11 protein-coding genes are annotated in these 11,645 nt (G+C 69.4%); 3 read left to right on the forward strand and 8 right to left on the reverse strand.

The window, feature by feature from the left end:
• Positions 1 to 86: 86 nt before the first annotated feature.
• Together ABGB18_RS41820 and ABGB18_RS41825 are read right to left on the reverse strand one after the other, a co-directional pair.
• Positions 87 to 899 carry a class F sortase gene (locus tag ABGB18_RS41820; RefSeq protein ID WP_347701236.1) on the reverse strand — a complete coding sequence of 271 codons (813 nt, stop codon included), beginning with the start codon at positions 897 to 899 and terminating at the stop codon, positions 87 to 89.
• Positions 899 to 2,233, reverse strand: a complete 1,335-nt coding sequence (locus ABGB18_RS41825; RefSeq protein ID WP_347701237.1) for a hypothetical protein — start codon at positions 2,231 to 2,233, stop codon at positions 899 to 901. The genes ABGB18_RS41820 and ABGB18_RS41825 overlap by 1 nt, the downstream gene beginning before the upstream one ends.
• Before the next feature lie 182 nt (positions 2,234 to 2,415).
• Between ABGB18_RS41825 and ABGB18_RS41830 the strand changes: the two genes are divergently transcribed.
• Positions 2,416 to 3,561: an acyl-CoA dehydrogenase family protein gene (locus tag ABGB18_RS41830; RefSeq protein ID WP_347701238.1), complete on the forward strand. Its 1,146-nt coding sequence runs from the start codon at positions 2,416 to 2,418 to the stop codon at positions 3,559 to 3,561.
• 74 nt (positions 3,562 to 3,635) lie between these two features.
• Here the strand turns inward: ABGB18_RS41830 and ABGB18_RS41835 are convergent, their stop codons facing one another.
• Complete coding sequence (locus ABGB18_RS41835; RefSeq protein ID WP_347701239.1) at positions 3,636 to 4,832, reverse strand: transposase; 1,197 nt, start codon at positions 4,830 to 4,832, stop codon at positions 3,636 to 3,638.
• Positions 4,833 to 5,006: 174 nt separating this feature from the next.
• On the opposite strand from ABGB18_RS41835, the gene ABGB18_RS41840 reads away from it, so the two are divergent.
• On the forward strand, positions 5,007 to 5,168 hold the full coding sequence (locus tag ABGB18_RS41840; protein WP_347701240.1) for a hypothetical protein: 162 nt from the start codon (positions 5,007 to 5,009) through the stop codon (positions 5,166 to 5,168).
• Here the strand turns inward: ABGB18_RS41840 and ABGB18_RS41845 are convergent.
• The 3 genes from ABGB18_RS41845 to ABGB18_RS41855 form a co-directional block, all read right to left on the reverse strand.
• Positions 5,143 to 5,937, reverse strand: coding sequence for an alpha/beta fold hydrolase (locus tag ABGB18_RS41845; protein ID WP_347701241.1), 795 nt, complete (start codon positions 5,935 to 5,937; stop codon positions 5,143 to 5,145). The genes ABGB18_RS41840 and ABGB18_RS41845 overlap by 26 nt on opposite strands.
• Positions 5,938 to 5,953: 16 nt before the next feature.
• A complete protein-coding gene (locus ABGB18_RS41850; protein WP_347701242.1) occupies positions 5,954 to 8,176 on the reverse strand; it encodes a SpoIIE family protein phosphatase in 2,223 nt (740 codons plus the stop codon).
• Positions 8,177 to 8,299: 123 nt separating this feature from the next.
• Positions 8,300 to 9,004 (reverse strand): metal-dependent transcriptional regulator, encoded by a 705-nt coding sequence (locus ABGB18_RS41855; protein ID WP_347701243.1) that lies wholly within the window; start codon positions 9,002 to 9,004, stop codon positions 8,300 to 8,302.
• Positions 9,005 to 9,104: 100 nt separating this feature from the next.
• On the opposite strand from ABGB18_RS41855, the gene ABGB18_RS41860 reads away from it, so the two are divergent.
• Positions 9,105 to 9,731, forward strand: coding sequence for a UdgX family uracil-DNA binding protein (locus ABGB18_RS41860; RefSeq protein ID WP_347701244.1), 627 nt, complete (start codon positions 9,105 to 9,107; stop codon positions 9,729 to 9,731).
• Here ABGB18_RS41860 and ABGB18_RS41865 read toward each other — a convergent pair.
• Together ABGB18_RS41865 and pdxH are read right to left on the reverse strand one after the other, a co-directional pair.
• Positions 9,697 to 10,944, reverse strand: coding sequence for an MFS transporter (locus ABGB18_RS41865; protein WP_347701245.1), 1,248 nt, complete (start codon positions 10,942 to 10,944; stop codon positions 9,697 to 9,699). The two genes, ABGB18_RS41860 and ABGB18_RS41865, sit on opposite strands and share 35 nt — an antisense overlap.
• 10 nt (positions 10,945 to 10,954) lie before the next feature.
• The gene (gene pdxH, locus ABGB18_RS41870) at positions 10,955 to 11,608 is read right to left on the reverse strand and encodes a pyridoxamine 5'-phosphate oxidase (protein WP_347701246.1); all 654 of its coding nucleotides are present in this window, start codon (positions 11,606 to 11,608) and stop codon (positions 10,955 to 10,957) included.
• Positions 11,609 to 11,645 lie beyond the last annotated feature (37 nt).

The raw sequence follows: 11,645 nt of genomic DNA on the forward strand, positions 1-11,645 counted from the left end.
CAGCCGTTGGTCACAGCTAGGTAGAGATCCTACGAACTGTCCCTGTCAACTTCCGGTAAACGGCCAAAACCGCCCCAACTTCCTCCTCAGCCCTTCTTCTTCGACAACGTTGCGTACACGATGATGTTGTCCGAGTAGTGGTGGTCCTTGGAGCTGAAGACCCCGCCACAGGTGATGAGCCTCAGTTGAGAGTCATTCGTGGACCCGTACACGCGGGATGTCGGGAACGCCTTCTTGCCTGCCTGCTCGATCCCGCTCACCGTGAAGCGGGCGACCTTCTTGTCAGACCGGTAGACGTAGATCTGGTCGCCCTTGGCCAGCTCCCGCAGGCGCTGGAAGACGGCGGGGCCCTGGCGGGTGCTCACGTGGCCGTTGATGATCGCGGGGCCGATGTCGCCGGGCAGCGGCGCGGAGTTGTACCAGCCGGTCAGGCCCGGCTTGCTCAGCGGCGGGACGCCCAGCTTGCCCTTGGTCATGCCCACGGCGCCGATGGGGGCGTTGACCTTGATCTTGGGGATCTTGATGCGGATCGGCTTGACCTTGGCCTTGGCGGTCTTGGTCTTGGCCGGCGTGAACGGGGAGACGAAGGGCGCCGCCGCCAGCGGCGGGGATGCCTCCGGGCGGGCCGCGGTCAGGGGCACGTTCTCGCCGCCGGGGCCGACGGTCTCCGCGAGCACGAAGGCACCAGCGTTCACCACTTCTACCTTCGTCGGCTCGGTCTTGGCCGCCGCGAGCGTGCCTGAGCTGTCCTCCGCCTGAGGCGCCACCAGCGAGAGCAGGCTCACCATGACGATGCCGACGCCGCCCAGGGAGCCGGCGACCAGCAGCCCGGGCAGCGCCCGCTGCATCGGCGTCTGCTCCGGCTTCGCCGGCTTCTCCGCCTTCTCCTGCTCGGCCATCACTTCACTCCTCCCACGTGCGCGCCCGTGCGCCGGCGCAGCATCAGCCCGCCGCCGACGCTGCCCATCAGCAGCAACGCTCCGCCGGCCATGAACCCGAACGGCGGACCGACCGGATCCGGCGCCTCACCGGTGTCCACACCGCCCTGGGGTGTGTTGGCCACCTGCGCCCTGGCGTACCTGGTCGCGGTCGGGCCGGTGGCCCTGGGGGTGGGCGACTCCGAGCCCTGCACGACCACGCTTATGTGGCCGAGGGTGTCGGGGCTGCTCTGCGAGGCCGACTCGGACGCGGTGGGGTCCTCAGCGGGCGGGTCCTCCTCACCCGGGTCCTCCTCGCCGGGGTCCTCCTCGCCAGGCGGGTCCGTCGGGGGCGTCTCGGAGGGGCCCGGGACGGTGACATCGATGGCGTCAGGACCGCTCGTCCGCTCGCACGTTGCCTCGTTGTGGGTCGGCGGCGTGGTGATGCCCCCGGTGGTCACCCGGAACGCGTCCAGATAGGCGTCCTTGGCCTCGATGACATTCTCGATCCGGATGGTGTGCGGCCCATATGCGAGCTGCCCGGACTCCCAGAGAACCTCCTGGGTCTGGATCTCCGTCGCCTCTTCCCCGCCGACCTTGCCCGGCTCGATCTGGCCCTTGGAACTTCCGTCGAGGAACACCTCGACCGGCCCGAGGCCCGGGGCGCGCCTGCCGATGTAGGCCACCTTGGTGCCGGTGAACTCCAACTCCGCGATGGCGCCCGCCGAGCTGGTCTTGTGCAGGTCGTTGTCCCAGTCGTCGAGCGGGGCGTTGGTGCCTTCCTCCGCCCAGGACCCGGCGTAGTCGATCGCCTCGTTGTCGTTGTTGACCATCTTCTCGCCCTCGGCGGGCGTGAACCTGACGAACAGGGCGCCGGGCTTGAAGCGGATGGTTCCTCCGCGCTCGATCGAGCCCTGGTCCGATAAGCCCTCGGGAAGGTCGAGGATGTTTCCCTCCTCCAGGGCTTCCTGCTCCTTGCCGCCCTGAGGCCGGAGCTGACCGTTCCAGGCGCCGCTGATGTCCACGACGCCGTCGAGACTGAGCAGGGAGCCCGCAGGGGAGAAGCCGGGCGAGCCGAAGCCGTCCGCCGGGTCCTTGTAGGTAACGTTCCAACGGACGTTCATCAGGCCGCCTTCGATCTGCGGCGTGATCGCGGCTTCGAGGTCCACGCCGTCCCCCGCGACGCCTCCCGTGCAGTGGTACTCGGCGATCAGGGAGGCCTGAGCCTGGCCGGGGATCGAAGAGGTCACCACGAATGCCGCGGATGCGGCCACACCCACCGAAGCAGCGAGTAACGCCTTGCGCCATCGACTCACGGAAGACTCCGATCACCCAAGGAAGGACCGAGGGTAGATCTTAGGGTCGAAAACCCCTGCAACACATGGCAAAACTGGCTTCGTCCGGTACTTGTGATGAACCCGTGTCCGGGGCGCCCGCCGCGCCGGAAATCGGGGTATACCTGCGAGTAACAGAATTCCATTCGGGAGGCGAGGCACCGATGCAGCGAGACCTCTTCGACGAGGAGCACCTTCTCTTCCGCGAGACCGTACGGGAATTCATGGCCCGCGAGGTCGTGCCCCACCACGGTCAGTGGGAGCAGGACGGCATCGTGCCGCGCGAGGTCTGGAAGAAGGCCGGCGAGCTCGGCATGTTCGGGTTCTCGGTGCCGGAGGAGTTCGGCGGCGCGGGGATCACCGACTTCCGCTACAACGCGGTCATCGTCGAGGAGATCATGCGGCAGGGGGTGACCGGGCTCGGGTTCTCGCTGCACAACGACGTCCTGGCCCCGTACCTGGTGGATCTGACCGACGACGCGCAGAAGCAGCGGTGGCTGCCCGGTTTCGCCGGCGGGGAGCTGATCACGGCCATCGCGATGAGCGAGCCCGGGGCCGGCAGCGACCTGCAGGGCATCAGGACCACGGCGCTCCGCGAGGGCGACCACTACCTGGTCAACGGGCAGAAGACGTTCATCACGAACGGCGTCAACGCCGACCTCGTCGTCGTGGTGGCCAAGACCGACCCCGCGGCGGGCGCCAGGGGGACGACGCTGCTGGTCGTGGAGCGGGGCATGGAGGGCTTCTCCCGAGGGCGCAACCTGGAGAAGGTCGGCATGAAGGCCCAGGACACGGCCGAGCTGTTCTTCGAGAACGTACGCGTGCCCGCCGCCAACCGCCTCGGCCCCCGCGACGGCGAGGGCTTCGTCCAGCTCATGAACAACCTGCCCCAGGAGCGCCTGTCGATCGCCGTGGCGGCGGTGGCCGCTGCCGAGGCCGTGCTGAAGCAGACCGTCGAATACTGCAAGTCCCGCCAGGCGTTCGGCCGGAGCATCGGGTCGTTCCAGAACACCCGGTTCGTCCTGGCGGAGCTGGCCACCGAGACCGAGATCGCCCGCCACTACGTCGACAAGTGCATCCGCGCGCTCAACGCCCGCGAGCTGACCGCCGTGGACGCGGCCAAGGCCAAGTGGTGGACCACCGAGCTGCAGACCAAGGCCATCGACCGCTGCCTGCAGTTGCACGGCGGCTACGGCTACATGATGGAGTATCCGGTCGCCAAGGCGTGGCTGGACAGCCGGGTGCAGACGATCTACGGCGGCACCACAGAGATCATGAAGGAGATCATCGGGCGCTCGTTCGGTTTCTGACCGCCCGGTAAGGCCGCCCGCGCCGCATACTGGACACCGTGACTCCTCCGCTCCCTGAAGGAAGCGGCTTCTCGCTAGGCCGCTTCCGCAGCGTCGCGAAGGGCAAGCCCTGCCCTCAAGATGTTGACAGCCGCGTTCACGTCGGCGTACGCGGTGTGCCCGCACCCCGTACATCGGAACGCGGCCTGGGTGACGCGGTTCTCACGCGCACAATGCCCGCATGCGGCACACGTGCGGGAGGTGTCGGCAGGGTCGACCGCGATCAGCTCTCGACCGGCGCTTTCAACCTTGTGCGACAGGATCGTCAGGAACACCCCCCAACCCGCATCCAAGATCGAACGATTCAGCCCGGACTTCGCGGCGGCACCGTTGGGCAGGTAGCCGCCGTTGCCATCCGGTCGGGGTATGGCCCGCTTGGTCATGTTGGTGACCTTGAGTGCTTCGTGCACGATCACGTCGTGGTCGCGGACCAGCGCGAGCGCAGCCTTGTGCGCCCCGTCGAGGCGTTGCCGCCGCACCTTCGCGTGCAAAGCAGCCACACGAGCGACGGCCTTACGCCGCCGCTTACCGCCCCGTTTCTTACGGGCAAGGTCACGCTGTGCCGCCGCCAGACGATCAGCGGTCACGGCGAGATGGCGCGGGTTGACCAGATGTTCACCATCACTGGTCGTCACCAGCGACGCGACTCCCATGTCGATCCCGGCCACCGTCCCCGTCGCGGGCAGCGTCACGGCGGGCACGTCGGCACACGACAGCACGACGAACCAGCGGGCGCCTTCCCGCTTGATGCTGATCGTCTTGACGGTGCCCAGCACACGGCGGTGCTGGTGGACCCGGACATGCCCGACGCCCTGCAACCGCACGAACGTGGCGGTCGGGTGGCAGGGCTGGGAGTCCCACCGGCACCCGTCACCGTCCTTGGGCCACTCGACCGTGTCGAACCAGCCCCGCCCCTTGAAACGGGGAAACCCTGGCGTGCGGCCTGCTTTCACGCGGGCGAAGAACGCCTTGAATGCCTTGTCCAGCCGACGCAGGGTGGCCTGCTGGGAGGAGAACGACCACCGGCCCTGACCGCCGGGGTCGTCGGCGCGGATGTGCTTCAGCTCCGCCGACTGGCCGCCGTAACGCACCCTCACCCCGGCTTTGCGGTAGGCCGTACGGCGGTGTTCGAGAGCGGCGTTGCACAGCTCCCGGTGGTCTTCCAGGCACCGCGTGAGCGCGGCGGCCTGCCTGCCGGTGGGGCGCAGCAGGAACTTGAACGACCTGCGCACCCCACCTCCCACGCTCGGTAACGAGAACACCACGGTATCGGCCGGCACCGACAAACCCGGAAGGAAATCTGTGATGCGCGGACCTGACAGGTCAGGGCACACTCGGGCCTTGGCGGCCCTCCCGCTCCCGATTCCCCCGTCGCCTCAAGGCGACGATCCCCTCGGGAGACTCTGATGGACGGCGGCCTGATCCTCCTGGTCTTCCTGGCGTTGTTGTTCGCCTGGGCTCTCAACCGCGTGCGCCGGGCGATCCGCCTGGGGCCGGTCGGCTATGTCGGCGTGATGGTCGTGTTCATCATCGTCATGCTGCTCATCTGGGGGCAGACCCTGCGCTAGCGCCGGCCTCCAGGATGACGCTCGCCACCAGCTCGGGATCGTCGCTCATCGGCACGTGCCCGCAGCCCTTGAGCAGCTTGACCCGCTGCCCCGACCACCGTGCCGCGCGCACCGCCTGGCGGCGCGGCAGCAGCCGGTCGTGCTCGCCCCAGGCGATCGTGGCGGGCGATTTCGGCGGCGCCGGCGGCATCAGCCCGCCGAACGACTCCAGCGTCTCGTCGAAGCCGGCCGCCCCGCCCAGCGCCTCCGTGGCGGCGACCAGCGCGGCGGGCTCCAGCCTGGACGGGTGGGCCACCAGGAGCCCGGCCGACACGGCCCGCAGGATGCGGTTGTCCGCCATCCTGGCGTGCCGCTCGGCCGGCAGCGAGCGGGCCGAGGCCCGCAGGGCGCGCAGCACCGCCTGGCAGTAGACCAGCTCGGAGCGGGACCAGAAACCGACCGGCGACAGCGCCGTGGCCGAGCGTACGACGCCGCGCGAGGCCAGCTCCAGCGCCACGTAGCCGCCCAGCGAGTTGCCCGCCACGTGCGGGTCGCGCAGGCCGAGCAGCGCCCAGAACGACTCGACCGCGTCAGCCAGCGCCTCGGCGGTGTAGGACGTGCCGGCGGGCAGCCCGGGCGAGACCCCGAAGCCGGGCAGGTCGATCGCGACGACCGTGCGCACGGTGGCCAGCCGGTCGAGCACCGGCAACCAGGCCTGCCAGTGGTGGCCGATGCCATGGATGAGGATCAGCGGCTCGCCGGTGCCCCGTCGTTCGTAGGCCAGCTCCATGCCGCCAGCTAATCATTCACCTGCCGCGAGTGGGAATCTCGAACCAGACGGCTTTGCCTTCCCTGGTAGGACGCGATCCCCAGCGCCTGGCGAGCTGGTCGACCAGGTAAAGGCCGCGCCCGCCCTCGTCGTTCTCCCCCGCGCTGCGGATCCGCGGCAGGCGCAGGTCCTGGTCGAACACCTCGACCCAGACCGACTCCTCGCCCCTGCGCAGCCTCAGCGTGAACTCCTTGTCGCCGACCACCTCGTCCTCGAAGCCCGGCACGTCCCAGGACTCCTCGAACGGCAGCGGCGGCCCCTCCACGGTCAGCTCCCTGCGCGGCACGTTGGCGGAGGAGGCGTGCAGCACCACGTTGGTCACGACCTCGGAGACCAGCAGGCAGGCCAGCTCGGCCCGCTCCTCCGGCACGTTCCACCCGGAGAAGGCCTCCGCCGCCATCCGGCGCGCCTCGCCCACCATGATCGGCTGGGCCGGGAACGTGCGCTCCTCCACGTCGAGGTCGACGTCGCTGGAGCGGACGACCAGGATCGCCATGTCGTCGTCGATCTCGCCGGGCACCGCCACCGTGGCGGCGTCGGCGACGCGCTCGACCTCGGCGTCGGCCAGCTCGGCGAGCCTCTCGCAGAGCACGCCGAGCGTCTCCTCCTCGCTCGGCATCCTGCCGTCGCGGCCGGGCCGGCGGTCGACCAGGCCGTCGGTGTAGAACAGCAGCGCAGCGCCCGGCGGCAGGGTGCGGGTCTCCTCCTTGTAGACCAGGTCGGCGTGCAGGCCCTTGGCGCGCACCCCGAGCGGCTGGCCGACCTCCTCGATGTCGAGCTCGACGCAGCGGCCGTCGGCCAGCAGGAGAGGCGGCGCGTGCCCGGCGTTGGCGAAGGAGAGCTGCCGGGACCAGGCGTCGTAGACCAGGTATTGGCAGGTCACGATGGGCGGGATGCTGACGTCCGAGCCGCTGTCGTCCTGCTCGGGGGTGGCGATGATGCGGGTCCACTCATCGAGCCTGGCCAGGATGTCGGCGGGCGACTTGTCGTCCTGGGCGAAGGCCCGCAGCGCCGCCCTGAGCTGGCCCATGATGGCGGCCGCCTTGGCGCCCCGGCCCTCGACGTCGCCGATCACGATGCCGACGCGGCCGGCCGAGAGCGGGATCACGTCGTACCAGTCGCCGCCCACCTGCGTCTGGATGCCCTGCCCGTGGGAGGCCAGCGGGGCCGCCGGGTAGTAGCGCACCGCGATCTGCAGGCCGTCGAGCTGGGGCAGCGCCCTGGGCAGCAGGTGCTTCTGAAACGACTCGGCGGTGTGCCGCTCCTCCTCGAACAGCAGCGCGTTGTCGATCGCCAGCGCGACCCGGGTGGCGATGGCGCCCACGAAGTCGCGGTCGAAGGCGTCGTAGTGAGGGCTACGCCGGTCGGTGAGGTTGGACAGCCCGAGGTACATCAGCCCCAGCGTCTCGCCGCGCACCAGCAGGGGGGCGACGATGGCCGAGGTCATGCCGACCTCGCCGCACAGCTGCGCGCTGCCCTCGTGTGGCGAGGGGAAGCTGGTGGCCGCGAAGTCCTCGACCAGGATGGTCTCCTGGCGGCGGAGCGCCGTGTCGGCGTAGTGGCCGGCGGGGTAGCGGATCTCGGCACCCACCGGCTTCCATGTGCCCGACGGGGGCGTCCACCCTTGCACGTGCTGGGACGTCCGGCGGACGAGCCGGTCGCCCTCCATCAACTCGATGAAGCAGTGGTCGGCGAACTGGGGGACCAGCATCTCCGCGACGCGCTTGAGCGTCTCCTCGACGTAGAGGGAGCCGGCCAGCCGCTCACCGATGCGCTCCAGCAGCCCGAACCGGTCCTTCTCGCGCTCGTTGCTGCGCAGCGCCTCCCGGGCCAGGATGACGATCCCCGTCACCGAGCCGGACTCGTGGCGCAGCGGCACGGCCTGGGCCCGGACGTAGATGATGGTGCCGTCGCCGCGCCTGACGTCGAACGTGCCCTCCCACACGCCGCCCTTGAGCACGTGCTTGGCCAGCTCGATGGCCAGCGGGTGATCCTTCTCCATGATCCCGAGGGACAGGACCGACGCGTCGCGCAGCGACGACTTGCCCGGACGGCCGAAGAGCTGCTCGGCGAACGGGTTCCAGTAAAGGAGGTTGCCGAAACGGTCGGTGACGACCACCGCCATCTCAGCATGGTCAAGCACGGAACCGGCAGCAAGGTGATCAGCCGTCTCTTGTGACAGATCCCCCCATCGCTTCATCCGGGGACCACTCTTCGGGGTGGCGTCTCTGCAAAGCGGACCACGAGCGCTCCTGCAACATTCTTGGCCAGGGGAGAGTGGAGGGCCTCCCAAGAGGGATTCAACCAAGCGGCCGCGCGCGCGTCAGCGCTTGGAGACAAAAACGTGCGCGGCGACGTCCCGCGGTAGCTCCGCGGGAGTGTCGTTCGCGTCACCGTCACCTGTCACCCGCACACCGTCGTCGCTCGCCGCGAGCGTCACCTCGCGTCCGGGTTGTATCCCAACTTGCTTGAGTTTAAGCATCACCGCGGGATCCCTTTGCACTTGTTCGCTAATTCGGAGCACGACGACGGGCACGTCTCGCGGTCCCGCCACGTCGCACATCGAGATCAGCGTGTCGACCGCCACCTCCGCGGGCTCCCGCCCGCCCAGCTCGCCGAGCCCCGGGATGGGGTTGCCGTGCGGGCAGACGGTGGGGTTGTCGAGCAGCGTCACCAGGCGCGACTCGACCGAGTCCGACATGACGTGCTCCCAGCGGCACGCCTCCACGTGCACCTCTTCCCACGGGAGGCCGATGACCTGGATCAACAGGCACTCGGCGAGGCGGTGCTTGCGCATCACCCGGGTGGCGAGGGTGCGGCCCAGCTCGGTCATGGACAGGTGCCGGTCGCCCTCGACGCGCACCAGGCCGTCGCGCTCCATGCGGGCGACGGTCTGGCTGACGGTGGGGCCGCTCTGCGCGAGGCGCTCTGCTATCCGGGCCCGGAGCGGGACGATGCCCTCTTCTTCGAGCTCGTAAATGGTCCGGAGATACATCTCCGTGGTGTCGATCAGGCCGTGTGCGGTCAAGGCTCCTCCCAACTGAATGTTACGCCGGTCGTGGCGGGGACTGAGCCCGTCCGCGGCGGGCACAGGAATCACGAGAACCCTATTGGGAGAACGACCGACAATGGCTAAGGACGGCAACAACGGGGCGGCCGAGTTCCTTCCCGGCCGGCTCGACCTGGTTTCCCTGCGCCGGGCGGCGGCCTCCTGCCGGGGCTGTGACCTCTACCGGAACGCCACCCAGACGGTGTTCGGCGAGGGCTCGCGGGCGGCCGCGTACATGCTCGTGGGCGAGGAACCAGGGGACCAGGAGGACCGGCAGGGGCACCCCTTCGTCGGTCCGGCGGGCCACATTCTGGACAAGGGCTTGAAAGAGGCCGGAATCCGGCGAGAGGACGTATATCTCACGAATGCGGTCAAGCACTTCTCTTTCACCCTGAGGGGTAAGAGAAGGATCCATCAGAAACCGACGGCGGCCGAGATCGACGCCTGCCTGCCGTGGCTCGACGCCGAGCTGGCCGCGGTCAAACCCGAGGTGATCGTGGTGCTCGGCGCCACGGCCGCCAGGGCCCTGCTGGGGCGGGAGTTCCGGGTGACGCACCACAGAGGCGAGCCGGTGCCGCTGGGCGAGGCGCTCGCGGTGGCCACCGTCCACCCGTCGGCCGTGCTGCGCGCGCCCGACCGGGAGGCCGCGTACGCCGGGTTCCTAGCTGACCTCAAAGCGGCCGCGAGCGTGCGCGGTAGTTCCTGAACCCGGACACCGACAGCCCGACCACGATCACCGTGACGGCGCAGGCGATGCCGCCGCCCACCCATGCGCCGCCCAGCCCCAGCGCCGTCGCCATGGCCCCGGCCCGCAGCTCGCCCAGGCGCGGCCCGCCGGCCACCACCACCATGAACGCGCCCTGCAGCCGTCCGCGCATCTCGTCCGGCGCGTAGAGCTGCAGGATCGACTGCCGCCACACCGACGAGAACGTGTCGGCCACCCCTCCCAGGGCCATGAAGGCCACCAGGAGCCAGAGGTCGTGCACGAGCCCGGCCGCGGCCACGGACAGGCCCCAGAGGGCGATGACGACGACGAGCCCGACCCCCTGCCGCGAGACCCGGGTCGCCCAGCCGGAGAACACCGCGCCGACGACGGCGCCGATGGCCATGGAGGAGTTCATCCAGCCGAGCGCGATCAGCGAGTCGCCGAACCTCTCGTGGGTGAGCTCGGGGAAGAGCGCCCGCGGCATGGCGAACACCATCGCGATGATGTCCACGACGAATGACATCAGCAGCACGGGCTGACTCAGGATGAAGCTGAGCCCCTCGGCGACGGCGCGGGCACCCGGACGTTTCACCTCGCCCAGCGGGGGCAGGGACGGCAGCTTGAGCGCCGCGTAGAGGCTGGCGGTGAACAGCAGGGCGTCGATCGCGTACGCCCCCGCGAACCCGCCGACGACCATCACGACCGCGCCGACCATCGGCCCCGCCACCGCGCCGATGCTGTAGACCAGCGAGTTGAGCGCGTTGGCGGCGGGCACCATCTCCGGCCCCATGATCCGCGGGATGATCGCGCCCCTGGTCGGGCCGGTGATGGCGGCGCCGGTGGAGTTCACCGCCACCGCCGCGAAGATCAGGTAGACGTTGCCCAGCCCGAGCAGCGCCTGCGCGAGGATCACCAGGGTGGCACCCCAGGCGATGAGCGAGCCGACGATGAGCAGCTTGCGCCGGTCCACCGCGTCCGCGATGGCCCCGCCCCACAGACCGAAGACGATCAGCGGGAGCAGGGTGGCCATGCCGAGCAGCCCGACCCAGAACGACGACTTGGTGATCTCGAAGACCTGCTGGCCGACGGCGACCACGGTGACGCCGATGCCCAATTGCGAGACGGCCTGGCCCATCCAGATCCGCCGGTACTCAGGGATGCCGAGCGGCCTGGTATCTATGAGATGTCGCCGTATCAGCGCCCCGAATGCCACTTTAGGAACATTAGGGGGCAAGCCTCTCCAGCACCCATCCGGGTCGTGCCCGCCTGTACCTGAGCCTGTCGTGCATCCGATCGAGTTGCCCCTGCCAGAACTCCAGCTCAATTGGGGTCACCCGAAAACCTCCCCAGAAGTCGGGCACCGGCGGGTTCTCCGGCCAGCGCGCCGCCAGCTCCTCATAGATGGCGTCCAGCTCCTCCCTGGACCGCACGACCGCCGACTGGCGTGAGGCCCAGGCCCCGATCCGGGAGCCGTACGGGCGGGACTCGAAGTAATGGGCCGACTCCTCGTGGGAGATCCTGGTCACAGTTCCCTCGATGCGGACCTGGCGGCGGATGGGGTGCCAGGGGAACAGCAGGGACGCGCGGGGGTTCTCGGTCAGGTCGCGGCCCTTGCGTGACTCGTAGTTGGTGTAGAAGACGAAGCCGCGTTCGTCGTAGCCCTTCAGCAGGACGGTCCTGGCGCTGGGCCGGCCGCCGGCCGAGGCGGTGGCCAGCACCATGGCGTTGGGTTCGGGCAGTCCGGCGTCGAGCGCGTCCTGGAACCAGGCCGTGAACTGCTCGATCGGGTCGGATGCGAGGTCGGATTCGAGCAACGGCTCGCCCTCGTACGTACGGCGAAGCCCCGCCAGCGTGGGCGGGCGCGGGGTGGCATCCACGAGACGGTATTCTTGCGCGCTTGCGTGGCAGATCCCA

Source organism: Nonomuraea sp. B12E4 (assembly GCF_039871825.1).
Lineage (GTDB): Bacteria > Actinomycetota > Actinomycetes > Streptosporangiales > Streptosporangiaceae > Nonomuraea.

Coding starts and splice junctions, on each gene's coding strand:
- ABGB18_RS41820 (WP_347701236.1), bottom strand. CDS start 899: ATGGCCGAGCAGGAGAAGGCGGAGAAGCCGGCGAAGCCGGAGCAGACG.
- ABGB18_RS41830 (WP_347701238.1), top strand. CDS start 2,416: ATGCAGCGAGACCTCTTCGACGAGGAGCACCTTCTCTTCCGCGAGACC.
- ABGB18_RS41840 (WP_347701240.1), top strand. CDS start 5,007: ATGGACGGCGGCCTGATCCTCCTGGTCTTCCTGGCGTTGTTGTTCGCC.
- ABGB18_RS41845 (WP_347701241.1), bottom strand. CDS start 5,937: ATGGAGCTGGCCTACGAACGACGGGGCACCGGCGAGCCGCTGATCCTC.
- ABGB18_RS41850 (WP_347701242.1), bottom strand. CDS start 8,176: ATGAAGCGATGGGGGGATCTGTCACAAGAGACGGCTGATCACCTTGCT.
- ABGB18_RS41860 (WP_347701244.1), top strand. CDS start 9,105: ATGGCTAAGGACGGCAACAACGGGGCGGCCGAGTTCCTTCCCGGCCGG.